The organism is Micromonospora sp. NPDC000668 (genome assembly GCF_042897975.1).
GTDB lineage: Bacteria > Actinomycetota > Actinomycetes > Mycobacteriales > Micromonosporaceae > Micromonospora.
The window spans coordinates 1-25949 of sequence record NZ_JBIAYP010000005.1 but is presented as its reverse complement, the minus strand read 5'-3'; the positions used below and the strand labels follow the sequence as shown (position 1 = coordinate 25949).

Below are 25949 nucleotides of genomic sequence, written 5' to 3'. Positions count from 1 at the left end.
GGACCGATGAACGTCCGGCTCGCCGGCCAGGCCGCTCAGCCTGTCGCACCGACCGGCACCGGCCCGCTGCTGCTCGGCATCGACTTCGGCGGCACCAAAATGGCGGTCGGGGTGGCCGACCGCCAGGGCCGGCTGCTGGCCCGGGAGCGGGTGCTCACGTACGCCGAGCAGGGTGCCCCGCAGGCCCTGGACCGTGCGCTGGAGCTGGCCGCGAAGCTGGTGGCGCAGGTCGGCGGCCCGCTGACGGCGGCCGGCATCGCCTCGCCCGGGGTGGTCCGGCCGGACGGCATCGACCTGGCGCCGAACGTGCCCGGCTGGGACCGGCTGCGGCTGGCCGAGGCGGTCCGGAAGCGGCTTGACGTGCCGGCGGTGGCCGTCGACAACGACCTGAACGCCGCCGCCCTGGCCGAGCTGCGGCTCGGCGCGCTGCGCGACGCCGACCCCGGCCTGGTGGTCGGACTCGGCACCGGCGTGGCGGCGGCGGTCACGGTACGCGGGGAGGTGCTGTCCGGTCACCACGGCGCGGCCGGCGAGATCGGGTACGCCGTCGCCGGTGCCGCCCGGCCCGGCGTCATGCTGGAGGCGACCTTCTCCGGTCGGGCGTTGGATCAGCTCGCCGAGGAACTGGTCCTGCCCGGTGGGGCGGCCGGGCTCGCCGTCCGGGCCGGACAGCCCGGCGGGATCCGGGACGCGTTGCTGGCCCGGGTCGACGAGCTGGCCCGCCACCTGGTCACCTGCTGCCTGCTGGTGGATCCGCAGCGGGTGGTGCTGGTCGGTGGGGTGACCGGCAGCGACCTGATCCGGGGAATGCTGGTCGAGCGGATGGCCGAGGTCCTGCCGTACCCGCCGGAGGTCGTCCGCTCCGGGTTCCCCGACGACGCCGCCCTGCTCGGCGCGGTGATCCTGGCCCGCGAGGCGGTGTCTGCCCCGCACTGACCCACCGCCGGGCCAATTTCGTCGCCTGGACGCGGTACGCCAGCTGGCGGCACGAGGACGTTAGTCGTGTCGACCAGCCGGCGCCGGGCAAGGCGGCGATGACGGGGCGTTGCCACTGTCGTTCGCGGGGACCACCCTGCGGTACTTCGGGATGCTGTCCGCGTCGAGAGGAGGACCGGGGTCAGGTTCGCCTCCAGAACCTGTCCCCAGAGGTAGCGTCCAACTCGCCAGGGGAGCGAACTCACCGAACATGCCAGCATGAAGACCTGCAGCCGGGGCCTCCGTGTGCGAGGACCACCCCCGTCCGGAATGCGCGGCCACCGCCGGGGGCGTACGACGACCGCGCCGCACGGCGGGGCCCGGGAGCCGCTCCCCGGCCTACGAGCCGCGGGGGCGGGGCAGCGCCGCTGACACGCCCCCGTTCGAGGGTCCATCGTGGAGCGGGAGCGCGGTGTACCGTCGCCGCATGACGGTGCTGCAGGAGTTTGTCGCCGCTCTTTCCAGCGGCCGGATCCAGGTTGTCGACCTCACCGCTCCGCTCTCGGACCAGACCCCGATCCTGGGTCTGCCCGAGCAGTTCGGCCAGACCTGGCCGTTCCGGCTCAGCGAAATCAGCCGGTACGACGACCGCGGTCCGGCCTGGTACTGGAACAACTTCTCCACCGGCGAGCACACCGGCACCCACTTCGACGCCCCGGTGCACTGGGCCACCGGTCAAAAGGGCGCGGACGTGTCGCAAGTTCCGGTGAGCCAGTTGATCGCCCCGGCGGTGGTGATCGATCACGCTGCCGACGCCGACGCCGACCCTGACTTCCTGCTCGAGGTCGAGCACATCAAGGCGTGGGAGGCGGAACACGGTGCCCTTCCCACCGGTGGCTGGCTGCTCTACCGCACCGGCTGGGACACGTACGGCGACGACCCGGAGCGGTACGCCAACGCCGGGCGTACCCCGGGCATCTCCGTCGAGTGCGCCCGCTGGCTGGCCGAGGAGTCGCCGATCCAGGGCGTCGGGGTGGAGACGGTCGGGACCGACGCGGGCGCTGCGCATTCATTCGACCCGCCGTTCCCGTGCCACTCGTTCCTGCTCGGCCAGGATAAGTACGGCCTGACCCAGCTACGTAACCTGGCGCAGTTGCCGGCGACCGGCGCGGTGGTGATTGCCGGACCACTGCCGATCGTCTCCGGGTCCGGCAGCCCGTGCCGGGTCCTCGCGCTGGTCGAACGGTAGGACCGGGCCACAGATGCGGGTAGCCGAGGTGGTCGGGCGGGTTCTGTACGGACACGGCGCACGGTACGTCTTCGGGGTGGTCGGCAGCGGCAACTTCCATGTCACGAACGCGCTTGTGGCGGCCGGCGCCCGGTTCGTGGCGGCGGCCCACGAGGGCGGCGCGGCGAGCATGGCGGACGGGTACGCCCGCACCTCCGGGACGGTGGGCCTGCTCTCGGTGCATCAGGGTCCGGGCGTCACCAACGCGCTGACCGGCCTCACCGAGGCCGCGAAGAGCCGTACCCCGATGGTGGTCCTGGCCCCGGAGGCGACCGCGCCCCGGTCGAACTTCTTCATCGACCTGCCGGCGCTCGCCACCTCGGTCGGGGCCGACTTCCACCGGGTATGCGCGACGCACGCGGCCGAGGACGCGGGCGCGGCGTACCGGGCCGCCGCCCGGGGCGCGACGGTGGTGCTGGGCCTCCCGTTGGAGGTGCAGCACACCGTGACCGAACCGTGGTCCGGCCCGGTCCCTGCGGTCGCGCCGACCCCGGCCACCGCCCCGCAGGTCGAGCCGTTGCTGGCCGCGCTCCAGGCCGCACGTCGACCGGTCTTCATCGCGGGTCGGGGCGCCCGGGCGGCCCGGGAACCGCTGACCCGGCTCGCCGACGCGTCCGGCGCGCTGCTCGCGGTCTCGGCTGCGGCGAAGGGACTGTTCGCCGGGAACCCGTGGAACATCGATGTGGCCGGCGGCTTCGCCACCCCGCTCGCCGTCGAGCTGATCGGCGCGGCGGACCTGGTTGTCGCGTGGGGCAGCACGCTGAACATGTGGACCACCCGGCACGGCGAACTGATCCCGCCCTCCGCCGTCGTCGTCCAGGTAGACCACGACCCGGCCGCGTTCGGGGTGAACCGCCCGGTTGACCTGACGGTGGCCGGCGAGGTAGCGGCGGTCGCCGAGGCGGTGCTCGGTCGGCTGGGCGCCGGCTCCACGAGGCCCGTGGACGCCGGGACCGGCGGCTGGCGTACGCCGGAGCTGGCACAACGGATTCGCGACCACGGCCGGTGGCGGACGGTCCCGTACCGGGACGAGGGTGGGTCGGCGCGAGCCGGCGCGGCGACGATCGACCCGAGGACGCTCTCGGCCGCCCTGGACGACCTGCTGCCGCCCGACCGGACGGTGGTGGTCGACTCCGGCAACTTCATGGGCTACCCGTCGATGTGGCTCGACGTGCCGGACGTGGCCGGCTTCTGTTTCACCCAGGCGTTCCAGTCGATCGGGCTCGGCCTGGCCAGTGCGCTCGGCGCGGCGGTCGCCCGGCCGGACCGGCTCACCGTCGCCGCGGTCGGCGACGGTGGCTTCGTCATGTCCGCGTCCGAACTGGTCACCGCCGTCCGGCTGGCGCTACCCCTCCTCGTGGTGATCTACGACGACGCGGCGTACGGCGCCGAGGTGCACCACTTCGGCCCGGACGGGCACCCGTTGGAGACGGTCACCTTCCCCGAGACCGACCTGGCCGCGATCGCCCGTGGTTACGGCTGCGACGGGTTGACCGTCCGGACCGTCGACGATCTCGAGCCGGTACGCCGCTGGCTCGCTGGTCCCCGTACCCGGCCGCTGGTGGTCGACGCCAAGGTCTGCGCCGCGCGCGGCTCCTGGTGGCTGGAGGAGGCGTTCCGTGGCCACTGAGCCACCGCCGTGCGTACGGCGACGCGGGGCGGCGTAACCGGAATCAGGGCGGGAACCCGACCGGGGCGCGGAGTCCAACCAGCACAAGACGGGCTCTCAAGAGCATGTTCTCGCCGAGCGGGTCCGCGTCGACCTGATAGCCGGCCTGCTCCAGGACTCGGCGGTAGCGCCCGCTCGTATCGGCGCCGGCATCCCTGGTGGCGTCGTCCGGATAGGATGATTGGCCGTGTCCCCTCACTCGCGCACGCTATCCGCATTGCTGAAACCGCTACGGAATTGGGGCATGGTCCTGGTCCTGTCGATGGCGGTGGTCGTGTCCGGGGCGATCGTGGCCGTCAAGCTGCGCTCTTCCCCCGTCTCTCCCTCCCGGCCGGTGCTGATCTCCAGTGGAGCGTGGGCTCCGTTCGTGGGGCCTGAGCTGCCCGACGGTGGACCGGTCACGAAGTTGGTCGTCGAGGTCCTCAACAGATCTGGGTATTCCCCCGAGATCAGCTACACGTCGTGGTCCCTTGCCGAGGAACAGGTCGCCTCGGGCTCCGCTGTCGGGGTGTTTCCACTGGTGAGCAGCGGATCACGGGGCGCCAATTTCCTGATTTCCGATCCACTCATCGACTTCGAGTACGTCCTGTTCTACGACCGTCGTGGCGGCAAGCCGCAGATCTCCCCGGCTGCGAACCTGAGCGCGCTGCGGGTGGGCAGGATCGCCGGCTACGACTACTGGCACGAACTGGAGTCGGCGGTGACCGACTTCGTGGAGTTCGACTCAGCGTTGGATGGCTTCCGGGCTCTGGCCGATGGCAGGATCGACCTACTCGCCGAAGGTCTGCTCTCCGGCCACGCGGTGCTGACCGATCCGGCCTTCGCCGGGGACGCCGGGAACTTTGCCTACCTGCAGGACGGCGGCCCGCTGGTGCACTCGGTGCAGGGCCTGCACTTCATGATGGCGGACACTAGTGCGGCCACCTCCGTGATGAAAGAGTTCAACAAGGAACTGGCGAAGATGCGTCAGGGCCCGGCGTACGAGGAGATCGTCTCGGAGCTCGAGCCGTCCGCGGTCAGGGACGTTACCTTGACCCCGTCCGGTAAGACGGGTTTGGTGGAACTGCTGAACGCCGATGGGAAGCTGGTGCTGCTTGCCCCGGGAGGTACGCGGGCACGCGTGCTCACCTGGCCCAAGGAGTTCGTCGGCTCCGCCGGAACACCCTCCGAAAACATCCTCGTCGAGGTGAAGGTCACCAATGGCCCGGCGAAGGGCCGCGTCCTCTACGTGGACGCCCGTGCCCTGCAAATCGAGGCGGAAGGGCGATGACCGAGCTGCGGATCCTCGCCCCAGTGGTGGTGGACTACTACGCCGTGCCCGGAGCATCTCTGCGCGATCCCAGGGCTTACGCCCAGTTCTGGGCCAAGCAGCAGCCGGCCGTAGACGAGCTGCTGGAGCTCCTGGTCCCCGATTCTGTGAAGGAGGGCCCCGGGACGTCCCCAGCTGTCGTGCTGGAACACACCAGGGCCACCAGCTCACTGAACCTCTACCGCACCATCAGCGACCACGCGTTGGAGCGCACGTTTCACGTCCTCACCGGCAAGCTGGCCCCGGAGCACCTGCCGGGCGAGTTCGACGGGGCCACCGACGCCCTGCACGTTGGGGTCACCGAGATCGGCTTTCGACTCTACGACCACGGCCTGATGCTGCTGGAGCTGCTGGCAGACGTGCAACGGTCGCTTACCGAGCCCAACGACGGCCTCGAGGCCCACCTCGACGACCTCCAGGCCCGCGCGGTGACGATGGGTGAGCGGGTGGCGCGTGAGACCGTTCGGCGATACTTGAATCCGGTGCTCGACCTACTGCGCCAGGCCGACCGCGACGAGCAGATCCTCGTCGCGGCCACACCTGCGGACGACCCGGTGACGGCGGAGTTCGGCGAGTCGCTGTGGGTCACCCGCAGCCTCGTGGTGGACCCGTCAGAGTCGGGTATCGAGAGGGTGGTGCGGCACTGGGTCAAGGACGTGGTGACGGCCGGAGACGGCGACACGACCCCGGCGGACCGATTGTTGGACGGCGACCTCGACCACCTCGTGCGCTGGCTGAACTACATCTTCATGGATCGAACTGGTGCGGGCGGTCGGATGTTGCCCGGTGACCCGTTCCGGGACCAGTGGGACGCGTTGCGCTACGCGCAGGTGTTCTACGGTGTTCTGGACCGCATCGACACCCGCCTGTCGAAGATCGTGGCCGACTCAGCGGCGCCAGCTTCCCGCTGGGACCTCGAGCAGCTCAAGGGGCAGCTGATGAGCCTGAGCAAGCGGGCCGAGCTGATCATCATGGAGCGCCGCGACCTGTCGAAATACCTCAAGCGCGCCGTACGCGTGGAGATGGACGCGATCCTCGAGTTCTGGGACTACGAGAACGTCCTGGAGCAGCCGGTGCGGTTCAAGATCGAGATTTGCGACCGACGCCTGGCCGAACTTGCCTCGAGGCGCACAGCTCGGTCGACGATGTTCACCGACCTCATCCTGTTGGGCATCGGTGTGACGTCGATCCTCGGCACGGCCTTGGCGGTGACCGAGTTCGGACGGTCGATAGCCAGCGATCCGGGCACGGCAATATACGACCTGGGCCAGTCCTCCGCAATGGAGTGGATCGCCGCACAGCCAGCGGACGCTATCCTCATTACCTCTGGACTGGTCTCAGTGCTGCTAGTGATGGTGTACCTGTTCTTCCGTCGCGACAACGGCTCATGAGGACAGCGCTTCGCAGCCGTTCAATACGCACCTTTGCGGCCACCCAGTTCCTGCTCGAGGTGCAGTTCTGGTTCCCGATCTGGCTTATCTACCTGCTGGACCTGGGCTTCCCGCTGACAACGGCAGTGCTTGCCGACGCGGTATTCCGGCTCGTCTCGGTGGTATGTGAGTTCCCGGTGGGAGTGGTCGCGGACCTGATCGGGCGGCGGCGCACCTACCTGGCCCTGACCGGTGGGACAGTGCTGACGTTCGCGGTGATCACCCAGATCCAGTCCGTGCAGTTGCTGATCGGGGCATGGGTGCTGTGGGGTGTGCTGTGGGCGCTGACATCTGGGGCGGCCAGCACCTACCTGTACGAACTGTGCGCCCACGACGAACTCGACGTCAACCCGTCCAAGGCTTTCGGGCTGGTCCGGGCCACCGGCCATGTGTCCATACTGCTCTCACTCCTGACTGCCGGTTACCTGTACGAGGTGGATCCACGGCTGCCGTTCGCCGTCACCTCTGTCCTGGCTGGAGTGGCGCTCGTGCTCGCGTTCACCCTGCCGGAAGTCAGCGGGCCGCGGGTGGTCTCCACGCTCACCTCGGTGATGGCGGACATTCGTGGCGCGGCGGCTGACGCGAGGGTGCGCCGGGCCGTGTGGCTGGGCGCCCTGCTGCTGTTGGTCGGGTGGAGCGCCCGCATTCTGTTCCAGCCGTTGGCGCTGGAACTGGGCATGTCCGTGCGGGTCGCCGGGTGGATGTATGCCGCGTTCGCGGCTGCCTCAGTGCTGGGTGGGTTGGTGGCCGGGTACACGGGCGAACTGCACCGCCGGTTGGCCCTGACCACGGCGTTCGTCCTCATCCTTGCCGCTCTAGTGGCCACGAGTCAGGTGATCTGGCTCGGCCCGTTCATGTTTTTGCCGGTGATGGGATTCGGTTACGCCCTGGGCACGACGGTGCTGGAGGTCTTCACCAATGAAGTCACCCCACAAGCGGTGCGCGCCATGATCTTTGGGGTGATGACCTGCATAGGTGGGGTTGGCATCGCCGTGGCCCGCCCCGCGCTCGGAGTGCTGGCAAATGACCACTCCACCGCGTTCGCGTTCGGAGTGTGGGCCGGCGTCGGTGCGGTTTTGGTGGGCCTGGCCGTGCTGGTGATCCGTCGGGTGCACCCGGAGCGCCGACCTACGCCCCGCCAACGAGCGGCTGGACCCATACCGAGGTGATGGCCCGGTCGAGGCTGGGCCGGGATTCCCGACCTGCTTCACAGCCAGACGGCCGGCCCTACAGGAGCGATCGTCGCCCGACAGCCGACATCGTGCTGGCGGAATCCGCCAACCGTCAGGGTGATACTTGCGGCGGCCACCATGAGATCCGGGCGTGCAGTCTCTTCCAGCCCGGCAGCAGCCGGCTACTGTCCCGCCAGCGGTCCGCTGGCACGCCCGCAGCACCCGTCACCCGACCCAGCTGTAGCGGCGTTCCGGCCGGCCGGCCGCACCGTAGCGCAGGGTCACCGCCGCCCGTCCGGTACCCGAGAAGTGCTCCAGGTAGCGACGGGCGCTGACCCGGGAGATTCCCACCCGGTCCCCGCATTCGGCTGCCGAGAGGGTGCCGGAGTTCTCCCGGAGTGCGCGTTCCACCAGCTCCGCGGTCTCAGTGCTAAGGCCCCGGGGCAGGGCGGAGGTGACGTGCGAGCTGCTACGGGACAACACCCGGTCCACGTCGGACTGGTCGCTGACCACCGCCGCACGCAGCGAGTTTCGGCGCGCGGCGTACTGCTCCAGCCGGGTGCGCAGCTCGTCGAACCCGAAGGGCTTGAGCAGATAGTTGACCGCGCCGTAGCGGACCGCCCGGCGGATCGCCTCGGCCTCCCGGGCGGCGCTGATCACCAGGATGTCGCAGTCGTGTTGGGCGGCGCGCAGCCGGGTCACCACGTCGAGGCCGAACATGTCCGGCAGGTAGAGGTCGAGCAGCACCAGGTCGGGCCGGAACTCGTCGACAGCGGCGACGGCCTGCTCGCCGGTGCCCGCGGTGCCGACGACCCGGAAGCCGTCCATCCGCTCGACGAACCCTCGGTGGATCCGGGCGACCATGAAGTCATCGTCGACGACCAGGACGTCGATCAACGAACTCCCTCCAGGATGGTGGCCACCGACATCCGTGCGGTGAACATCGCGCCCTCCTCGGTGTTCGTCACCGTGATCTCCCCGCCGCGCCGGTTGCAGACCAGCCGAGTGAGCGCCAGCCCGATACCGCGCTCGCCGCCCTGCGCCGCCTTCGTGGTGAAGCCTTGGGTGAAGACTTCCTGAGCCAGCTCCGGGGCGATCCCCGGCCCCGAGTCCCGGACGATGATCTCCACGGACGAGGCGTCCTGGCGCAGCTCAACCTCCACCCAGGCCGATCCGTCCGCCGCGCCGGTGCCGCCGGCGGCCGGGCCGGCGTCCCGGCCGTCGACGACGGCGTCCACGGCGTTGTCGACCAGGTTGCCCAGCACCGTGGCGACATCCGCGGTGATCTCCGGCTCCATCCGGGCCAGGCTGGTCCGTTCGGAGACCCGCAGCTCCACGCGACGCTCGGCGGCCACCGCGGACTTCGCCATCAGCAGCGCGGCGACCGCGGTGTCGTGGATCCGGCTGGTCACGGTCAGGTCGAGCGACGCCCGGTGCCGGCTCAGCGCGTCCACGTACCGGACCACCTCGTCGTGCTCGCCGATCTGGATCAGCCCGGAGATGGTGTGTAACTGATTGGCGAACTCGTGGGTCTGCGCGCGGAGCAGCTCCGCGGTGCTGCGGAATGACCCGATCTCCCGTTCCAGCCGGGCCAGCTCGGTGCGGTCCCGCAGCGTGGTCACCGAACCGAGCCGGCGACCGTCCTTGTTGACCGTCATCCGGTTCATCACCAGCACCCGGCCGGCGCGGACGACGACCTCGTCGCGGGCCTCCGGACCGTCGCCGGTGCCGGCCAGCACGTCCCGCAGTCGGCCGGAGATGCGCAGGTCGGCGAGGCTGAGGCCGAGGCAGTGCTCGGGCAGGTCGAGCAGCCGCCGCCCGACGGCGTTCACCAGGGTGACCCGCAGTTGCGGGTCCAGCGCGATGACGCCCTCGGCGATGCCGTGCAGCAGCGCCTCTCGGTGCTCCGCCAGCCCGGCGATCTCCCGCGGCTCCAGGCCCAGGGTCTGCCGCTTGATCCGCCGGGCCAGCAGCCAGGATCCGACGACGCCGAGAGCGCTGGCGATGCCGAGATAGGTGAGGAGGTACGAGGAGGCGCCGACCATTCGCTGCGACCACGTCGGCGAGGCCTCACCGATCACCACGGCACCCAGGTAGCGGCCGAGGTTTTCCTTGCGGTCGTCGAGTACCGGAACCTGGGCCACCAGTTCCCGCGATCGGTCGACCTCCAGCTCGCCGAACCAGCTACGGCCGTCGGTTACTCGGGGATCGCCTAGCACTACCGCGGTGCCCACCAGGGTGGGGTTGGTGGAGCTGACCACCCGGCCGCGGGCGTCGGCGACGCTGACCGTGGTCACGCCGGCCTGGGTCAGCACGTTCTGCACCAGCGGCGCGATCGTCTCCGCCGGTGCCGGCTGGGTGAGGCGGTCGCGCAGAAGCCGGTTGCCGGCGAGCTGCTCGCCGAGGGCGGCGACGCGGCGGCCCTCCACCCGGTTGAAGGTCGCTGCCGACTGGGCCAGGGACACGGCGGCGACGGCCAGCAGCACCACGACGATGATCGCGAGCTGGAGGACCAGCAGTTGCCCGGCCAGGGTGCGGCGTCGGGACATGATCGCGACCACAAAGACCTCAATTTCCGCTGGTGACAGAAGGCAGACACGGAGTCCGCCCGAAGGCCATCATCTTGCCGCCGGACTCCTTCGAAACGGAAGAGAAACATGATGGCAACTCGGAGAAACATGCTGGTCATGGGTGTCGCCGCCGCGACGGCGCTGGCGCTGGGCGCCTGCGGCGCCACCGCCGGACAAGACGAGGGCGGGTCCGGCGATGACGGGAAGCCGATCGCCGGCCTGCGGATCATGGTGCCGAACACCCCCGGCGGCGGGTACGACACCACGGCCCGCACCGCCGCCAAGGTGATGGAGGACGCGAAGATCGCCACCGGCGTGCAGGTGTTCAACCTGCCCGGCGCGGGCGGCACCGTTGGCCTCCAGCGGATGGTGAACGAGAAGGGCAACGGCAAGCTCGCCATGCAGATGGGGCTGGGCGTGGTCGGTGCCTCCTATACCTCCAAGTCGTCCGCGACGCTCACCCAGACGACCCCGCTGGCCAAGATGATCGAGGAAGCCGGTGCCATCGTGGTGCCGAAGGATTCGCCGTACAAGACGATCGGCGATCTGGTCACCGCCTGGAAAAAGGACCCGAAGAAGATTGCCGTCGGCGGCGGCTCCTCGCCAGGCGGGCCGGACCACCTGCTGCCCATGCAGCTCGCCAAGACGGTCGGCATCGACCCGCGCCAGGTCAACTTCGTCTCGTACGACGGCGGCGGCGAACTGCTGCCGGCGGTGCTCGGCGGCAAGGTGGCCTTCGGCGCCAGCGGCTTCGGCGAGTTCCTCGACCAGGTCGAGGCGGGCCAGCTCCGGGTCCTCGCGGTGACCAGCGAGGAGCCGATTGAGGCGCTCAAAGAGGTGCCGACCCTCAAGGCGTCCGGGATCGACCTGGTCTTCACGAACTGGCGCGGCATCGTCGCCCCGCCCGGCATCAGTGACGGCGACAAGAAGGTCTGGATCGATGCGCTGACGAAGATGCACGAGTCCGCGGAGTGGAAGGCCGAGCTGGCCAAGCGGGGCTGGAACGACGCCTTCGTGACCGGTGACGCCTTCGCCACCTTCCTCACCGACCAGGACGCGTCCGTGGCCGACCTGCTCAAGCAGCTCGGGCTGGCGTGACCGGCATGACGACCCGACCGGACCGGGGCGGCGACCCGCCGCCCCGCCCGGCGGCGCCGGGGGCGACCGCTCCCGTCGTACCGCCGATCCCGGCACAGCCGACCGCGGGGGCCGCCGATCCGGTGCCCCCCACGACGGAGACCGAGACGGCCGCGGAGCGTACGCCGGACCTGCCCCCGGTGGCGAGGCCAACAGCGGCCGACGACCGGCCGCCGGTTGCGGATGCGCCGGACGGCGCGCCTCGGACAGCGAAGCCGGACCCGGCGCAGTACGGCGTCTGCGCATTCCTCGCCGTGGTCGGCGCACTGGTCATCGTCGACGCGATCCGGATCGGGCACGCGATCAGCAGCGCTGACCCGATCGGGCCGAAGCCGGTGCCGATCCTGCTCGGCGCACTGCTGCTGGTGGTCGCCGCGATCTACGCAGTGGACGTGGCGCGCGGCGGCGCGGGTGAGCCCGAAGCCGGCGAGGACGTCGACCTGAGCAGCCCGATCGACTGGCGGACGGTTCTCCTGCTGATCGGCGCCTTCCTGGTCAACGCGGTGCTGATCGACCGGCTCGGATGGGTGATCAGCGGCACCCTGCTGTTCTGGGGTTCGGCGTTCGCGCTGGGCAACCGGCACTACATCCGCAACCTGCTGATCGCCGTCGCCCTGTCGCTGATCACCTTCTACACGTTCGCCATCGGGCTGGGCGTCAACCTGCCCGCCGGCGTCCTGCAAGGAATCCTCTGATGGACAATTTCGGCCACCTGCTCGACGGGTTCGCCAATGTGCTGACCCCGATGAACCTGCTGATCGCGCTGCTCGGCGTGACCATCGGCACCGCTGTCGGTGTGCTGCCCGGCATCGGCCCGGCGATGACGGTCGCGCTGCTGCTGCCGGTCACCTACGGGATGGAGCCGACGCAGGCGTTCATCATGTTCGCCGGCATCTTCTACGGCGGCATGTACGGCGGCTCGACCACCTCGATCCTGCTGAACACCCCCGGCGAGTCGTCCTCAGTGGTGACCGCGATCGAGGGCAACAAGATGGCGAAGGCGGGTCGGGCCGCGCAGGCACTGGCCACCGCCGCGATCGGCTCCTTCGTCGCCGGCACCATCGCCACCCTGCTGCTGGTCGTGGTCACCCCACCGGTGGTGGCATTCGCGATCAGCCTCGGCGCGCCGGACTACTTCGCACTGATGCTGCTCTCGTTCGTGGCGGTGACCGCGGTTCTCGGCGCGTCCCGGGTGCGCGGCTTCGCCTCGCTGCTGATCGGCCTGGTCATCGGCGTGATCGGGATCGACCAGACCGGCCAGCAGCGCCTCACCTTCGGCATCCCGCAACTCGCCGACGGCATCGACGTGGTGGTGGTCGCGGTGGGCATCTTCGCCGTCGGCGAGGCACTCTGGATCGCCGCGCACCTGCGGCGCAAGGCCGCCGAGGTGATCCCGGTGGGCCGCCCCTGGATGGGTCGGCAGGACTGGAAGCGTTCCTGGAAGCCCTGGCTGCGCGGCACCGCGTATGGGTTCCCGTTCGGGGCGCTGCCGGCGGGCGGGGCGGAGATCCCGACCTTCCTGTCGTACGCGACCGAAAAGAAGCTGTCGAAGCACCCGGAGGAGTTCGGCAAGGGCGCGATCGAGGGTGTCGCCGGGCCGGAGGCGGCAAACAATGCCTCCGCCGCCGGAACGCTGGTGCCCATGCTGGCGATCGGCCTGCCGACCAACGCCACGGCCGCGGTCATGCTGGCTGCCTTTCAGCAGTACGGCATCCAGCCCGGCCCGCTGCTCTTCGAACGGGAGTCCGGCCTGGTCTGGACCCTGATCGCCAGCCTCTTCGTGGGCAACCTGCTGTTGCTCGTGCTCAACCTGCCCCTCGCGCCCGCCTGGGCCCGGCTGCTGCGGGTTCCGCGGCCGTACCTCTACGCCGGGATCGTCTTCTTCGCCTCGATGGGCGCGTACGCGGTCAACGCCCAGCCGTTCGACCTGTTCCTGTTGCTCACCCTCGGCCTGATTGGGTTCGGGATGCGGCGCTTCGGGCTGCCGATCCTGCCGCTGATCGTCGGGGTGATCCTCGGCCCCCGGGCGGAACTTCAGGGCCGGCGGGCGCTGCAGCTCTCCGGTGGCGAGCTCTCCGGGCTGCTCGGTGGCTGGGTGTCCTGGCTGATCTACGCCACCGTGCTGGTGGTGCTGCTCTGGCCGCTGCTCGGCCGGTTCCTCGTACGACCGCTTCGGGAAAGGTTGGTGACCGGGTGACCGTGCTTGTGGGGTACGTGCCGTCGGCGTTGGGCGAGGCGGTCCTGTGCGCGGCGGTTGAGCAGGCCCGGTTCCGCGGTGAGCCGGTGCTCGTGGTCAACACCTCGCGCGGGGAGGCGTACGTCGACCCGCGGTTCGCTCAGGACCACGACCTCGAACGTGTCCGCCGGGAGTTGACCGGGCTGGGCGTGCGGCACAGCGTCCGGCAGTTGGTGCGGGGCCGTGACGCGGCCGATGAGATCCTCGAGCTGGCCAAGTCCGAGGACGTGTCGCTGGTGGTGATCGGGATCCGGCACCGGACGCCGGTGGGCAAGATGATCATGGGCTCCACCGCGCAGGAGATCCTGCTCGGCGCCCGCTGCCCGGTGCTCGCCGTCAAGGTTGACTAAGTGCGACGCTTCCTGCCGTGTGCGGGGACCCTTTGCTGAACCAGCCGGAGCGGAAGGGAATCCTCGTGCCAGCCGCAAACCGCACCCAGCGGCCGTCACCGCCACCGACTACGCCCGTCACCGCCCCTGGATCCGACACCCAAAGTGGAAGAAGGACGAACCATGCAGGCCCCCACCGCGGACCTTTACGACCGGTACATGGACGAACTCGGCTCGTGCGACACGCAGCTGCGCCAGTTCGGTGGAGTCCACGCCTTCAGCGGACCGGCGGTCACCGTGCGCTGCTTTGAGGACAACGCCCTGCTGAAGTCGGTCGTCTCCGCACCGGGTGAGGGGCGGGTGCTGGTGGTGGACGGTGGCGGGTCCGTGCACACGGCTCTGATGGGCGACGTGATCGCCGGTATGGCGGCGGAGAACGGCTGGGCGGGTGTGGTGATCAACGGCGCCGTCCGCGATGTCGCCGCCCTGCGCGCCCTTCCGATCGGCATCAAGGCGCTCGGCTCCAACCCGCGCAAGAGCGCCAAGACCGGGGCCGGCGAGCGGAACGTGCCGGTGGCGTTCGGAAACTGCACCTTCAATCCCGGCGCCGAGGTTCACAGCGACGACGACGGCATCGTCGTCCTGCCCCTGGGCCGGCGCGCGTAGGCATGGAAGGAGGGCTCCCTCCCAGCGGAGAGCTGTCTACGGCCACGAGGGACGGCGGGACGCCCTGCCGGAGAGGGGGCGAGCTTCCCGAGCTCGGCGGGCTGCACGAAGAGTTCCCGCCGGGCGGCAGCCCCTCCCCGAGCGTCCAACCCTCGGCGGCGGCAGTCTGGTTCACCGGCCCGTCGAGCCGCGCAGGGCGGACACGATTGCAGCGGGTTCCGGCGGGCAGCCCGGCACCTGCACGTCCACCGGCACCACGTCGGACACCGGTCAACACGTCAGCGTGCCGCGGCGAGGCCACCAGCCGTACCCCATGCCGCTCGAGGTCATACACCAGGCTGAGCCGGCAGCGGCCCCACCGGGGCCTCGGGCGCGGGTTCGGCCGTCCGACCTACGCGGCGGATTTTGCCGATCAGCCCCAATGTCCGCTCCGATCATCGACGCCATCGGCTCCTGCTCATGAGGGCCACCGTGCTGCCGACCTTGACCGCTTGTTCACGAGGGTTCAGCGCGCTCGGTCGCGGCACGCAGGTCACCCAGCAGTTCGGCCTGACTGGTCAACACCTCGGTCAGGATCCGCCGCGCCACCGCCAGCAACTCGGCTACGTGCGGGCTGACCAGCGAGTAGTACACGGTCGAACCATCTCGGCGGGTCACCACCAGGTTCGCCCGGCGCAGCACCGCCAGTTGCTGCGACAGGTGCGCCGCCTCGATACCCACCTGCGGCAGCAGCTCCGAGACCGCGTGCTCCCGTTCGGCGAGGAGTTCGAGGGTCCGGATCCGCGCCGGATGCCCCAAAATCTTGAAAAACTCAGCTTTAGCCTGATACAACGGCGTGCTCACGGGCCCACCCCTTCCTGCGGGGATACGTTACGAGCCGTGTCCTGCCGGAGCACGCCACCGGCCGCCGGAGCGACACGGCGCCGCCGCTCGGCCGCGACCGCCGCCACCGCCCCGGCCACCGTGGGCGCCACCTGTTCGTTGAGCACCTCGGGTAGCAGCCGGGTGGTTGACAGCGCCTCCCGCGGCACCAGCCCGGCCAGCACATCAGCGGCGGCCAGCCGCATCGGCATCGTGATCCGCGGCGCCCGCGCATCCAACGCACCCCGGAACACGCCCGGGAACGCCAGCGCGTTGTCGACCCGGTTCGGGTAGTCGCCGTGCCCAGTGGCTACCACCGCGGCGATGTCACTCACCAGCTCAGGTCGAATCTCCGGCTCCGGGGCGGCCAACGCGAACACCACCGGCGCCTCGCCCATCGACGCCACCAATGCCCGGGTTAGCACCCCCGCCCGAGACAATCCCACCACCGCGTCCGCCCCCGCTAGGGCATCGGCCAGCCCGCCACGGACCCGTCGCCGGTTGGTCAATTCGGCCAGCCGTGCCTCGTGCGGCGGCAACCAGGGCATGTCGTCGCAGTGCAGCACCCCGCCCCGGACGACCACCACCACATCGGTGGCGCCGCCCGCCACCAGCAACCTCGCCGTCGCCGTACCCGCCGGGCCGGCCCCGACCACGACCAGCCGCGCCGACTCCACACGCTTGCCCACCACCCGCAATGCGTTGCGCAGCGCGGCCAGGACCACGATCGCTGTGCCGTGCTGGTCGTCGTGGAACACCGGAATGTCCAGCGCCTCCTGCAGCCGCCGCTCCACCTCGAAACATGCCGGCGCGGCAATCGCCTCCAGGTCGATCCCCCCGAACGAGGGGGCCAGAGCCCGCACCGCCGCCACGAACTCGTCCGGGTGCTTGGTGCCCAGGCAGACCGGGACCGCGTCAATCTCGGCCAGGTGGACGAATAGGGCCGCCTTGCCCTCCATCATCGCCAATGCCGCCGCCGGCCCCACATCACCCAGGCCCAGCACCGCCGTGCCATCGGTAACCACTGCCACCCGGTTACGCCGCCCGGTCACCTCGCCAGCCGCGGCCGGGTCAGCTCGTTGGCTTTCGTTCGGCGGTCCGCCCGTGGCCCCCAACTGGTCCGGCCGCCGTTGCAGCCGTGCCGGGCCTCCACTTTTGGCATCCATCCGGTGACGCCGCCTACTCCTCGGCGATCCGCGACGTCCAGGCGTCGGTCATCCGGACCGGTGCGGCGTAAGCCAGTTCCCGGTCCGGCCACCCTTCGACCCAAACGAATCTCATGACTTGCTAAAGTTAGCAAGTCATCAGAGCGCCAGGAAGCCAATGCTGTGAAGGCGTGACTGGTGACCCCGCTCATGGCAAAGCTCCGAGTCCGTTCCGCCCGCAACCCCTGTCAGGCGGAACGGACTCCCCGTGCACCGTTACCTCGCCGCGCCGTAGCGGCGCGCTGACCCGGCATGGCCCGCCGATCCTTCTCTCGTACGGCGGGCCATGCCGCCTTACCGCAACGGAACTACCTCGCGTTGGCAACCATCCCTTCGGCGCCGATGGGCGGCCGGCAATCAACGAGGAGAAGTCGTGCTCTCAGTCACCCGCACCGAACTCGCCAGCCACATCGCTACGGCGTTCGACGCCGGCCGCGCCGGCCGTGCTGAGCTGCTCGCCGCAGCCGCGAGCAGCCATGCCCGGCCGCAGGTGATCGCGGTGCTACAGCGGCTGCCCGACCAGGAATACGGCAGCATCCGCGACTTGTGGCGCCACCTGGCGGACGTACCCATCGGTGGTTGATCTCGCCACACACCCGCTCCGGATGCCGGGGCGTGCCCGTCCGTCGGCGTCGTCTCCAGCGGCCGCTCACGCAGGGAGAAGCTCCCAACGCCACACCCCGGTCGGCTATTGCTGGGCGCCCGGCAGCCGGACTGCGCCTCGGGAGAGTCTGAACAGCCACAGGAGCATGATCCGCAGCATGGCGGTGAGGCCGGCACGGTCGCCGGCGCGCTGCAGTTCGCGGGCACGACTGACCACGGTGATGAGCCTTTTGCCGTAGTCGGCCCACAGCGGGGCATGCCAGTGGATGCGGACCGCGAGCCCGGCAAGCTTCGCCGCGACCCTTCGGTCGCCCACCGGTAGCGTGTCAAGGTCGGGTAGCAGGCCGACACGCAACGTCAGATAGGTGTCCCACGCCGCACGTCGGGCCGGTTCCATCGCCATGTCCGCCTTCCTGGCTGCGGTAACGCTGCCGTCATGATCGTCCGGGCGGGTCGAGTACGTTCCGCTGCGCGGTGGCCAGGACGCCGGTGTGATGCAGATGGGCTCGGGCTGCGGCGATCGCCTCTGGCGTACCGGGAAAAACGCGGTCTGCGGCGCGGAGTCGGTCGAGCACGCTGACCGCGTCGAGGGTCTTCTCGTGTCCGGCTGGGACGCCGGAGACGTATACCGTGATGCCACGGTGTTCGAGACGTTCGATCGCGTCGCGCAGCACGAGCGCGCCGGTGCCGTCGATCGTCGACACCCTTGACATGCGCAAGATGATCACCCGCACGTCCGCCACCTGGGACAGTTCGAGCAGGAACCGGTGGGCGGCGGCGAAGAACAGCGGCCCGTCGAAGCGATAGGCCACGATGTGCTCGCGGAGCAGGGCGGCCTCCTCGACGTGATGATCGGTGATGTCGAGCGGGACCTCCTCCAGCCGAGCCGCACGCGCGATCTTGCGGATGGCCAGGGCGGCAGCGAGGACGAGGCCGATTCCCACCGCGGCGATCAGGTCCAGGGCGAGGGTGGCGATCGCGGTCAGAGCCATGATGAGAGCGTCAGAGCGGGTCGAGCGGGCCAGCGCGGCCAGCGAACCCACCTCGACCATGCGCACAGCCGTGGCCAGCAGCACCCCGGCCAGCGCGGCGAGCGGAATGTAGGCCACCAGCGGGGCGGCCACCAAGATGATCACCGCCAGGGCAATCGCGTGGGTCAGCGAGGCGAGCCGCGACTGGGCTCCGGAGCGGACGTTGACTGCGGTGCGGGCGATCGCCGCCGTCGCCGGTACACCGCCGAAAAGCGGGGTCACCAAGTTCGCCACGCCCTGACCGAACAGTTCCCGATCCGGGTCGTGGCGCTGGTTGACGGTCATGCCGTCGGCGACGGTCGCCGACAGCAGGCTCTCCAACGCAGCCAGGGCAGCGACCGCCAACGCCGAGCTGAACAACGTCGGCACCGCGGCCAGGTCCAGAAAACCCAGCGAGGGAACGGGAAGGGTGGCCGGCAGGACACCGATGCGGGTGACATTGAGCGACAACAGTTGCCCGAGTACGGTGGCCGTGGCCACCGCGATCAGCGAGAACGGCACCGTGGGGCGCCAACGCGCACCGGCCAGCATCGCCGCCGCCACCCCGAGCGCCAATATCAGCGCGGGCCAGTTCGGGTGGCTGGCGAACTCGACCAGCGCTCGCCAGGCCACCGCAGCGACCTTCTCGCCGTCCGGGTTCGGCACCCCCAACGCTGCGGGAACCTGTTGCAGGAAGATCACCGCAGCGATTCCCACGGTGAAGCCCTCCACCACCGGAGCCGGCACGTAACGCACGTATCGGCCGGCGCGGAGCAGGGCCAGAGCCAGCAGAATCACGCCCGCCAGCACACCGACGGTGAGCACACCTCCGGGTCCGTAGGTCGCCACGATCGGCACCAGCACCACCGTCATCGCGCCGGTGGGCCCAGACACCTGCAGGTTGGACCCGCCGAACAGTGCCGCGAGGATCCCGGCCACGATGGCGGTCGCCAGGCCGGCGGCCGCCCCCAGGCCGGAGGACACCCCGAACCCGAGCGCCAAGGGCAGCGCGACCACCGCAACCGTGAGCCCAGCGATGAGGTCGCGGCGGGGCTGCCGACGCATCGCGGCGACATCCGCCTTCGTCGGCAGCAGGACAGCCACCCGGCGCCAGGTTGAGCGGGCGAGGGCGGCGGCGCTCACCGCGGCACCGGGAGCGACGGGTCGTCGGCGTTGTCCTGGTCCTCGCGGAGCGTCTCAAGCAGCTCAGCCTGACCTGTCAGCATCTCGGTGAGGAAGCGTCGGGCCGCCCGCATCAGATCGGCCACGTCCGGGCCCGCGAGTGCGTAGATGACTGCCGACCCGTCCCGCCGGGACGTCACGATCCCGGCCCGGCGCAGCACCGACAGCTGCTGAGACAGGCTTGACGCCTCGATCTCCACCTCAGCCAGCAGATCCCGAACCGGCATCGGCCCATCGCCGAGCAGCTCCAGTACCCGGATACGCACCGGATGCCCGAGCGTGCGGAAGAACTCCGCTTTTCTCTCGTACAGCGGTAGCGCCACACGCCCTCCCAGCATGACTAGCAATTTGGCAATTGAAGACCTCTTCATATGGTTGAGTGACCGCAGCCCCGCCCGAAGTGATCCTCGACACTCCGGCGCCGACCCCGCGCACATGGTCCAGGCCCGAAACCCCAGTACCGACCCTTCAACCACCCGGCATCGCCCAACGACTTGCCGCACCTAGCGGGTCACCGCGGCTCCGCTGAGTTCGACAGCCGGGCTCGCGCTCCGCGGCCGCTGCGCCCCGCCGGTGCCCGGCGGCTTGGCGCGCAAGCCCGAGGAACCCGGGCCGCCGGAGATGACCGGCCGGCGGGTGGCGAGAACTGGTCGGCCGGCGGCCAGCCGGGGCGCGGCGGCCGTAGGGTCGTAGCGCGAGTCACCACCGGCCGTGGCGGGGATGCGGCGTGGAGTATGCGGGGGCCGCCCCTCCAGGGACACGGGGAGTCGCTGCACGGCGGCCCCTGTTTGACTGCACGGGCTTCCTTACCAGATCCATTCCGTTGATGCCGGGACCAGGCGAATGGGATCCAGGAGAATGGAGCCGTGGCCTCGGACCAAGAAGCACTCAAGCGGCCCACGAAATCAGCCAGGCGGTCCGTGAGCTGGGGCATCCGTGCCCCGAGGGCCCGGAATCCCGGGCCTGCCCCATGCGCAAGTCGCTACCAGCCCAGCGCTGCATCAGCGTGCCCGGCCACACCTCGCATGACCACCACCCCGAGCGGTGACCGCAGACATGACCCCGCGCCTCCGTTGCTCCTCGGAGGTTGAACGTGCGTAGCCGAGATCGGAGTCTGGGAGAGGAGATGGTGTGGCGAGAAAGCCGGGGGGCTTACGAGCGGCTTCGCACCTACCTCATTATCGCGGTTCAAGCGGGTGCAGCGGTCGGTCTGTCCTGGTTCATCGCGCGCGACGTGCTGCACAATCCGCAGCCGTTGTTTGCGCCTGCCGCCGCGATCGGCACGATCGCAGCGGCTCTTGGCAATCGGATCAGGCGAGCGGCGGAACTTATCGCCGGGGTGATTGTTGGGGTGCTGATCGGACAGTTGATCCTCCAGGTCATCGGGACGGGACCTGTACAAACCGCCTTGATCGTGGCGTTTGCGATCTCGTCGGCAGCGTTGATCCACGGGAGCGGCGCCGTCATGGTGCATGCAGGAAGCACCGCCTTGCTGCTGGGAACGCTGTCTGCGGAACATTCACAGCTGGCTGTGGCGCGGACCGTCAACGGGCTGATCGGAGGGACGACCGCGATCGCCGTGGCGCTGCTGATCATTCCGGCCAACCCCGTCCGCGTCGTCAATCGCTCTGCCGGCCCGACGCTGGATGTCTTCGCACGTAGTCTCACGGCTGCCGCTCAGGCATTGGAGCAGCGTGACGTTCGACAGGCCGAGGGCGCCTCGCAGCGCTTGGTTGCGGCAGAGGAGGAGAGAAACAAGACGGTCGAGATGGTCGCTGCGGCGGCGGAGATCGCGGTTCTCTCACCCTGGCGGTGGCGACGATTAGGAATTCTGCGCCGCTACCAGCATCCCAGCACCTCCAATACGCCTATTCCAACAGCCGAGAGATGTCGCATTGGGTCGTATCGACGCCACGGCAGCGTGAGCCGATACCGGCCAGCCTTCCAGCGTCGATCGAGCACCTCAGCCAGGCGGTGAGGCTGCTGCATCGCGACTTCCTCGCCGGCCGAGAGCCCGACCTTGCGCGCGCACGGGCACAGCAGGCCATCGAGGAAGTCAACCAAGCCAGCGCCGAGGATATTGGGTTCTGCGGGAAGGTGCTCGCTTCGCGGCTACGTCTTGCCATCAGCGAAGTGCTCCAAGCATCCGGAGTGCTGAAGGCAGAGGCAAATCGGCAGGCGGGGTTGACGGCCGACGCGAGCTGACTAAACAACCTGTTGCTGTCGTCATATGGCGCAGGTCGACCACCACCGCACCGGTTCCGTGGACACCGAGAAGCCCCGCCAACACTCCACCAACCTGTCCGCATCTGACGACCAGCACGCCAACCTCGACGTCGCTCCGGCCCCTCGGCGTCCGCTACCCCGATCCATTCGACAAGCCCAGGGCGACGACTCCGTGAGACTCATGCCGCCCGAGCGCCTGGCCGGTGGCGTCGGGCCAGAGCGCCGTCGGCTCAGCGGTGCTGTCGGATGCGATCCCAGGTGCTGGGCGGCTCCAGCCGTACGCCGGTGCGTAGCGCGGTGGCGACCGGCGTGCCCTCGCCGACGACCGCGCTGACCCGGCCGTGTTCGGCCTTGGCCGGCAGCCGTGCCGGTACGGCCGGGATGTCGATGTCCAGCCTTACCCGCATGCCGGGCCACCCCACCACGGTCAGGTCCTGCGACGCGTTGATCGTCGTGCTGGCGCCGAGCGGCCCCCGCACGGTGGCGACCTGATCGCCGGCCTGGACGATCGGGTGCACCGTAATCGCGGCGGCGGCGGTGCGGACCAGCGGACGGGTCGCCCGGAACACCCGGTCCAGCTGCACAGGGGTGTTGGCGCCGGGCTGCCCCAGGACAGCGCCCACGATGGTGAATCTACGGCCGCCGACCTTGACGACGGCGGCGAAGACGAGGCAGCCGCCGGCCTCGTCGGTGGACCCGGTCTTGATCCCCACGACGCCGTCTTGGCCGACCAGGGAGTTGTAGTTCTGCACGGTGCCGGCGACGGGCAGGGTGGCTTTCTTCTGCGCCACGATCTCCGCGAACGCCGGCAGTTGCATCGCCTTGCGGGCCAGGATCACCTGGTCGACGGCGGTGCTCATGGTGTCCGGGTCGAGCCCGGCCGGATCGGTGTAGTGGGTGTGGGTCATGCCGAGCGCGGCGGCGGTGTCGTTCATCTTGGCGACGAAGGCCTCGACGCTGCCGGCGTCCCAGGCGGCGAGGATCCGCGCCATGTTGTTCGCCGACGGGAGCAGCACCGCCTGGAGTGCCTGGCGTTCGGTGAAGACCGCGCCCGCGACGACCGGCACGAGGGACTCGCCGCGCGCCAGCTCTCTCGGGTATGCGGCTGCCTGCTCTGCGCTGACGGTGAGCTTCGGTCCCTGCTGGCCTCGCTTGAGGGGGTGCTCGGTCAGGATGAGGTACGCGGTCATCACCTTGGCCACGCTCGCGATCGGCACCGGGTTGCTCCCGCCCGACGTGCCGAGCGAGCCCAGCCCTTCGACCGAGAGGGCAGCCTGCCCGGTCTTCGGCCACGGCACCGCCGGGGGCGTGCCGGGGATGATCGTTGACGCCGGCAGGGTCCGCGTGACGGTCGGCGCGGGCAACGGGCGGCGCAGCGGCTCGACCGCGACCACCGCGGTACCGGCCAGGAGCACGGTCAGCAGGCCACTGATCAGCACCGAGAGGCCGCGTGCGCGACGCCGACTCGGCGGTTGTGGCGGGACCGGTTCGATCACCTGGGTCGTGGCAGAGTCGAGCATCCTGATATCTCCCCCGTGTGGCATGCCGGCGAACCTAACATCGGCGGCGCGCTGATCTTGGTATCACTGACGTGGGCGCTGCCGGTGAGCCGGCAGCGCCTGGCTCGGGCATGGACGACCCGTGTGACCTGCTGTACTCCGAGTGCCGATGTACGGGGCGGGCAGGCCCCGTGCGCCCGCTCGCCCCGTACCGGTCACTCTGGCAGTTGGCCGGCGCTGCTGACGACTGCGACGGTCAGCACCGCCGTCGAGTTGATCGTCTGTCCGGCCTTCATCCCGTCCTGGTCGCGGACGACCACCGACCGCTCACCGAGGTACGCGTAGCTCTGCCGGTCGAAGATCAGCTCGGTGCGGGAGCCCTGCACCTCGTTCAGAGCCAGCGCCACCCCGGCCCGCCCGGCCTCGTCTGTTACGTCGCCGACCACCCGTACACCGGGAATCTTGGCGACCGCGGTGAAGACCGCGGCGAGCGACGCCGGCGACAGGTACGCCTCCCGGATCAGGTCGCCGGCTGCGGTGAACGCCTGTTGGTCGCGCGGGTTCTTGGTGCCCGCTCCCTTGGCGTAGAGGTACACCAGCATGGCGTCGGCGTCGGTCGGCACGTCCGCGTGGTGGCCGGGGGTGGGCGTGCACTCCACCTCGGCGGTCTTTCCGTACTTGGTGGCGACACTCTTGCCGTCGCGGCAGCCGGGCAGCGGGGTCTCGTCCCAGTCACCGGCGCCGCCGCGCGGACGCTCGCGGAGCAGCCCGTCCCGGGTGCCGTCGGCGGAGAGCCAGATCTGGCGCTGCGTCGGTCTGGTCGTCCCCGGCCCGGGCTCGGCCTCGTTCCGGCTCAGCGCCGTGGCAATCGACTCGATGTAGACGAACTGGTTGCCCCGCACGGTGACGGCGGGCTGGCGTTGCGCCTGGGCGGCGGCGCCGGCCAGGATCCGCTCAGCGGCCGACGCACTGGACGCCGGGGCCTGGCCGTCCATCGGCACCACCTGGGTGACCAGGACGCCGGCGGTGAGCACCGCCGCCATCCCGCCCACCGCGGCCATGCGCCAACCGAACCGGGGCGCGGTGAACCGGGGCGCCCGGAACCGGCCGTGGGGATGCCTCGCCTCGGTCAGCACGCGGTGTCGCAGCCGGGCCGGCGGGCCGGCCGTGTCCGGGTCGAGCGTCCTGCCGAATTCGTCCAGGGTCTTCAGGTCGTTCATCGGTCCACCTCGGGGAAGTCAGCGGGGTTGGTGTAGCCGAGCGCGTCGCGCAGCTTCCGGCGGGCGCGGTGCAGTCGGGAGCGCACCGTGCCGATCTTGATGTGCAGGGTCTCGGCGACCTCCTCATAGCTGAGATCGCTCCAGGCGACGAGCAGCAGCACGTCGCGGTCGCCGGGAGAGAGTCGGCGTAGCGCGTCGACCAGCGGGCGGCGGTTCGCCTGGGCGCTGACCGAGGCGGCGACGCGGTCGGCGAACCCGTCGGCGATGTCGCCGCTCCCGGCCCGTCCCATGGCCCGGTAGCGGGCCTCCTCGGCCCGGCGGTGCCGGGCGATCTCTTTGGTGAGGATGCCGAAGAACCACGGTCGGGCGTCAGTGCGGGTGAGGTCGTAGGCCCCCCGCCGCCGGAACGCGGCGAGGAAGGTCTCGGCGACCACGTCCTCGGCGCGTTCCGGCCCGATCCGCCGGTGGGCGTATCGGTAGAGCTGGGCGGCGTACCGGTCGTACAGCACCCCGAACTGTTCGGCGTCACCCCGGGACGCCGCGATGGCCGTGGCATCGCTGACGCCACCGCCCACCACCGCGGTCACCACGGTGGAAGGTTCTGTTTGAGTCGACTCACGAATGGACCTCCCGTCCACGGACGATCTGACACCCTGTCTCTCCTCCAGCGCCGTATCGAGTTCTCGACGGGTGTGCGTGGACGGGGTCGCCGACCGCCGCGGTTACGGAGTACTTATGACGCCCTCGCCTGCGGCGACCGGACATCAACCGGTCGCGCACCGCCCTCGCGACGGCGCCGCTGCCACCGGCAGCCGACGGCCGCCTCATTCTGGCGGTGGTCATCACCTGTTGGTTTCGGCCGGAGGCTACACACCTCCCCGCAGCGGATCACGCCCTAGCTGGGTTGCGAGCCCACCCGGGTTTGGAGACCGACGCATGGTCGAGCTGGGTTGACCACCTTCGGTGGGCAGTGGCGCTCGCCGCGCTGCAGGTGGTGGCCGCGACGGTGGCCTTCGTCCTGGTCGTGGCCGCCGCCTTCCGCGTCGTCGACATGGCCGCGCGGCACGCCGCCTGAGCACCGTCGGCTCTCAGCCGATGCGCCCGCGTCCGAAGGCGTCGGCGCGACCCCACCGGCCAGGGATGTCCCGCAGTTCGATCCGGCCGATCTCTCGGGGCACCGCCGGTCTGGTCACCATGTGCTCCCCGCGCGGCTCCAACCCGAGCATGGTCCGCAGCAGCAGCAAAGGGGTGCCCGTCGACCACGCCTGCGGACTGCAAGCCGTCGGATATCGCACGGGATATCTGGTCAGCTCCCGGTCATGTCCGGCGAAGGCCTCTGGCAGTCGACCGTCGAAGAACTCGGCTGCGTCGATGATGCCCTGGGCGATGTGTGCGGCTTCCTGGGTGAAGCCGTAGCGGCGT

The 25949-nt window shown here is 70.1% G+C and carries 25 protein-coding genes and 2 pseudogenes; 15 read left to right on the top strand and 12 right to left on the bottom strand.

Features of this window, described 5'->3' with window-relative positions:
* Positions 1-6 precede the first annotated feature (6 nt).
* The 6 genes from ACFY29_RS24780 (at position 7) to ACFY29_RS24755 (ending at position 7780) form a co-directional block, all read left to right on the top strand.
* Positions 7-936 carry an ROK family protein gene (locus tag ACFY29_RS24780; RefSeq protein ID WP_386989993.1) on the top strand — a complete coding sequence of 310 codons (930 nt, stop codon included), beginning with the start codon at positions 7-9 and terminating at the stop codon, positions 934-936.
* A 466-nt stretch (positions 937-1402) separates the two neighbouring features.
* Positions 1403-2164, top strand: coding sequence for a cyclase family protein (locus ACFY29_RS24775; RefSeq protein ID WP_386989991.1), 762 nt, complete (start codon positions 1403-1405; stop codon positions 2162-2164).
* 13 nt (positions 2165-2177) lie between these two features.
* Complete coding sequence (locus ACFY29_RS24770) at positions 2178-3833, top strand: thiamine pyrophosphate-binding protein (RefSeq protein ID WP_386989989.1); 1656 nt, start codon at positions 2178-2180, stop codon at positions 3831-3833.
* 226 nt (positions 3834-4059) lie between these two features.
* Entirely contained in the window at positions 4060-5142 is a 1083-nt protein-coding gene (locus tag ACFY29_RS24765; RefSeq protein WP_386989987.1) for a hypothetical protein, read from the top strand.
* The gene (locus ACFY29_RS24760) at positions 5139-6572 is read left to right on the top strand and encodes a hypothetical protein (RefSeq protein ID WP_386989985.1); all 1434 of its coding nucleotides are present in this window, start codon (positions 5139-5141) and stop codon (positions 6570-6572) included. Before ACFY29_RS24765 ends, ACFY29_RS24760 begins: the two co-directional genes overlap by 4 nt.
* The gene (locus tag ACFY29_RS24755) at positions 6569-7780 is read left to right on the top strand and encodes an MFS transporter (protein ID WP_386989983.1); all 1212 of its coding nucleotides are present in this window, start codon (positions 6569-6571) and stop codon (positions 7778-7780) included. Before ACFY29_RS24760 ends, ACFY29_RS24755 begins: the two co-directional genes overlap by 4 nt.
* A gap of 228 nt (positions 7781-8008) precedes the next feature.
* Here the strand turns inward: ACFY29_RS24755 and ACFY29_RS24750 are convergent, their stop codons facing one another.
* Positions 8009-8680, bottom strand: a complete 672-nt coding sequence (locus ACFY29_RS24750; RefSeq protein WP_355610451.1) for a response regulator — start codon at positions 8678-8680, stop codon at positions 8009-8011.
* Positions 8677-10332 carry an ATP-binding protein gene (locus ACFY29_RS24745; RefSeq protein WP_386989979.1) on the bottom strand — a complete coding sequence of 552 codons (1656 nt, stop codon included), beginning with the start codon at positions 10330-10332 and terminating at the stop codon, positions 8677-8679. The genes ACFY29_RS24750 and ACFY29_RS24745 overlap by 4 nt, the downstream gene beginning before the upstream one ends.
* Before the next feature lie 111 nt (positions 10333-10443).
* On the opposite strand from ACFY29_RS24745, the gene ACFY29_RS24740 reads away from it, so the two are divergent.
* From ACFY29_RS24740 to rraA, 5 genes are all read left to right on the top strand, one after another.
* A complete protein-coding gene (locus tag ACFY29_RS24740) occupies positions 10444-11451 on the top strand; it encodes a Bug family tripartite tricarboxylate transporter substrate binding protein (protein ID WP_386989977.1) in 1008 nt (335 codons plus the stop codon).
* A gap of 5 nt (positions 11452-11456) precedes the next feature.
* Positions 11457-12185, top strand: coding sequence for a tripartite tricarboxylate transporter TctB family protein (locus ACFY29_RS24735; RefSeq protein ID WP_386989975.1), 729 nt, complete (start codon positions 11457-11459; stop codon positions 12183-12185).
* Positions 12185-13687: a tripartite tricarboxylate transporter permease gene (locus ACFY29_RS24730; RefSeq protein WP_386989974.1), complete on the top strand. Its 1503-nt coding sequence runs from the start codon at positions 12185-12187 to the stop codon at positions 13685-13687. The genes ACFY29_RS24735 and ACFY29_RS24730 overlap by 1 nt, the downstream gene beginning before the upstream one ends.
* On the top strand, positions 13684-14076 hold the full coding sequence (locus ACFY29_RS24725; protein WP_386989973.1) for a universal stress protein: 393 nt from the start codon (positions 13684-13686) through the stop codon (positions 14074-14076). Before ACFY29_RS24730 ends, ACFY29_RS24725 begins: the two co-directional genes overlap by 4 nt.
* 162 nt (positions 14077-14238) lie before the next feature.
* Positions 14239-14721: a ribonuclease E activity regulator RraA gene (gene rraA / locus ACFY29_RS24720; protein ID WP_386989971.1), complete on the top strand. Its 483-nt coding sequence runs from the start codon at positions 14239-14241 to the stop codon at positions 14719-14721.
* A 171-nt stretch (positions 14722-14892) separates the two neighbouring features.
* On the opposite strand, the gene ACFY29_RS24715 is transcribed toward rraA, so the two are convergent.
* From ACFY29_RS24715 to ACFY29_RS24705, 3 genes are all read right to left on the bottom strand, one after another.
* Complete coding sequence (locus ACFY29_RS24715; protein ID WP_386990796.1) at positions 14893-14979, bottom strand: hypothetical protein; 87 nt, start codon at positions 14977-14979, stop codon at positions 14893-14895.
* Between the two features lie 237 nt (positions 14980-15216).
* The gene (locus ACFY29_RS24710) at positions 15217-15564 is read right to left on the bottom strand and encodes a metalloregulator ArsR/SmtB family transcription factor (RefSeq protein ID WP_328417878.1); all 348 of its coding nucleotides are present in this window, start codon (positions 15562-15564) and stop codon (positions 15217-15219) included.
* The gene (locus ACFY29_RS24705; protein ID WP_386989969.1) at positions 15561-16613 is read right to left on the bottom strand and encodes an NADP-dependent malic enzyme; all 1053 of its coding nucleotides are present in this window, start codon (positions 16611-16613) and stop codon (positions 15561-15563) included. Before ACFY29_RS24705 ends, ACFY29_RS24710 begins: the two co-directional genes overlap by 4 nt.
* Positions 16614-17160: 547 nt before the next feature.
* Here ACFY29_RS24705 and ACFY29_RS24700 point away from each other — a divergent pair.
* The gene (locus tag ACFY29_RS24700) at positions 17161-17370 is read left to right on the top strand and encodes a DUF2795 domain-containing protein (protein WP_328417874.1); all 210 of its coding nucleotides are present in this window, start codon (positions 17161-17163) and stop codon (positions 17368-17370) included.
* A gap of 105 nt (positions 17371-17475) precedes the next feature.
* Here ACFY29_RS24700 and ACFY29_RS24695 read toward each other — a convergent pair whose 3' ends face one another.
* The 3 genes from ACFY29_RS24695 to ACFY29_RS24685 all read right to left on the bottom strand — a co-directional run bounded on the left by ACFY29_RS24695 (position 17476) and on the right by ACFY29_RS24685 (position 19905).
* Complete coding sequence (locus tag ACFY29_RS24695) at positions 17476-17793, bottom strand: hypothetical protein (RefSeq protein ID WP_386989967.1); 318 nt, start codon at positions 17791-17793, stop codon at positions 17476-17478.
* Positions 17794-17824: 31 nt separating this feature from the next.
* Positions 17825-19465 (bottom strand): SulP family inorganic anion transporter, encoded by a 1641-nt coding sequence (locus ACFY29_RS24690; RefSeq protein WP_386990794.1) that lies wholly within the window; start codon positions 19463-19465, stop codon positions 17825-17827.
* A gap of 74 nt (positions 19466-19539) precedes the next feature.
* Entirely contained in the window at positions 19540-19905 is a 366-nt protein-coding gene (locus ACFY29_RS24685) for a metalloregulator ArsR/SmtB family transcription factor (protein ID WP_328417870.1), read from the bottom strand.
* Between the two features lie 803 nt (positions 19906-20708).
* Here ACFY29_RS24685 and ACFY29_RS24680 point away from each other — a divergent pair.
* Positions 20709-21560 (top strand): aromatic acid exporter family protein, encoded by an 852-nt coding sequence (locus ACFY29_RS24680; RefSeq protein WP_386989965.1) that lies wholly within the window; start codon positions 20709-20711, stop codon positions 21558-21560.
* On the top strand, positions 21557-21787 hold the full coding sequence (locus tag ACFY29_RS24675) for a hypothetical protein (RefSeq protein WP_386989963.1): 231 nt from the start codon (positions 21557-21559) through the stop codon (positions 21785-21787). Before ACFY29_RS24680 ends, ACFY29_RS24675 begins: the two co-directional genes overlap by 4 nt.
* 251 nt (positions 21788-22038) lie before the next feature.
* On the opposite strand, the gene ACFY29_RS24670 is transcribed toward ACFY29_RS24675, so the two are convergent.
* From ACFY29_RS24670 to ACFY29_RS24660, 3 genes are all read right to left on the bottom strand, one after another.
* On the bottom strand, positions 22039-23328 hold the full coding sequence (locus ACFY29_RS24670; RefSeq protein ID WP_386989961.1) for a D-alanyl-D-alanine carboxypeptidase family protein: 1290 nt from the start codon (positions 23326-23328) through the stop codon (positions 22039-22041).
* Between the two features lie 194 nt (positions 23329-23522).
* Positions 23523-24527: a CU044_5270 family protein gene (locus tag ACFY29_RS24665; RefSeq protein WP_386989959.1), complete on the bottom strand. Its 1005-nt coding sequence runs from the start codon at positions 24525-24527 to the stop codon at positions 23523-23525.
* The gene (locus ACFY29_RS24660) at positions 24524-25117 is read right to left on the bottom strand and encodes an RNA polymerase sigma factor (RefSeq protein ID WP_386989957.1); all 594 of its coding nucleotides are present in this window, start codon (positions 25115-25117) and stop codon (positions 24524-24526) included. The genes ACFY29_RS24665 and ACFY29_RS24660 overlap by 4 nt, the downstream gene beginning before the upstream one ends.
* 124 nt (positions 25118-25241) lie before the next feature.
* Here ACFY29_RS24660 and ACFY29_RS24655 point away from each other — a divergent pair.
* Positions 25242-25417 (top strand): annotated as a pseudogene (locus ACFY29_RS24655) (transposase); the annotation flags it as partial.
* Between the two features lie 198 nt (positions 25418-25615).
* Here the strand turns inward: ACFY29_RS24655 and ACFY29_RS24650 are convergent.
* Positions 25616-25949, bottom strand: a pseudogene (locus tag ACFY29_RS24650) (amylo-alpha-1,6-glucosidase); the annotation flags it as partial.

What these genes read in the sequence shown, in the direction of transcription:
- ACFY29_RS24780 (WP_386989993.1), top strand. Translation starts at nt 7, where the DNA reads ATGAACGTCCGGCTCGCCGGCCAGGCCGCTCAGCCTGTCGCACCGACC.
- ACFY29_RS24775 (WP_386989991.1), top strand. Translation starts at nt 1,403, where the DNA reads ATGACGGTGCTGCAGGAGTTTGTCGCCGCTCTTTCCAGCGGCCGGATC.
- ACFY29_RS24770 (WP_386989989.1), top strand. Translation starts at nt 2,178, where the DNA reads ATGCGGGTAGCCGAGGTGGTCGGGCGGGTTCTGTACGGACACGGCGCA.
- ACFY29_RS24760 (WP_386989985.1), top strand. Translation starts at nt 5,139, where the DNA reads ATGACCGAGCTGCGGATCCTCGCCCCAGTGGTGGTGGACTACTACGCC.
- ACFY29_RS24755 (WP_386989983.1), top strand. Translation starts at nt 6,569, where the DNA reads ATGAGGACAGCGCTTCGCAGCCGTTCAATACGCACCTTTGCGGCCACC.
- ACFY29_RS24745 (WP_386989979.1), bottom strand. Translation starts at nt 10,332, where the DNA reads ATGTCCCGACGCCGCACCCTGGCCGGGCAACTGCTGGTCCTCCAGCTC.
- ACFY29_RS24740 (WP_386989977.1), top strand. Translation starts at nt 10,444, where the DNA reads ATGGCAACTCGGAGAAACATGCTGGTCATGGGTGTCGCCGCCGCGACG.
- ACFY29_RS24735 (WP_386989975.1), top strand. Translation starts at nt 11,457, where the DNA reads ATGACGACCCGACCGGACCGGGGCGGCGACCCGCCGCCCCGCCCGGCG.
- ACFY29_RS24730 (WP_386989974.1), top strand. Translation starts at nt 12,185, where the DNA reads ATGGACAATTTCGGCCACCTGCTCGACGGGTTCGCCAATGTGCTGACC.
- rraA (WP_386989971.1), top strand. Translation starts at nt 14,239, where the DNA reads ATGCAGGCCCCCACCGCGGACCTTTACGACCGGTACATGGACGAACTC.
- ACFY29_RS24695 (WP_386989967.1), bottom strand. Translation starts at nt 17,793, where the DNA reads ATGGCGATGGAACCGGCCCGACGTGCGGCGTGGGACACCTATCTGACG.
- ACFY29_RS24690 (WP_386990794.1), bottom strand. Translation starts at nt 19,465, where the DNA reads ATGCGTCGGCAGCCCCGCCGCGACCTCATCGCTGGGCTCACGGTTGCG.
- ACFY29_RS24680 (WP_386989965.1), top strand. Translation starts at nt 20,709, where the DNA reads ATGGTGTGGCGAGAAAGCCGGGGGGCTTACGAGCGGCTTCGCACCTAC.
- ACFY29_RS24670 (WP_386989961.1), bottom strand. Translation starts at nt 23,328, where the DNA reads ATGCTCGACTCTGCCACGACCCAGGTGATCGAACCGGTCCCGCCACAA.
- ACFY29_RS24665 (WP_386989959.1), bottom strand. Translation starts at nt 24,527, where the DNA reads ATGAACGACCTGAAGACCCTGGACGAATTCGGCAGGACGCTCGACCCG.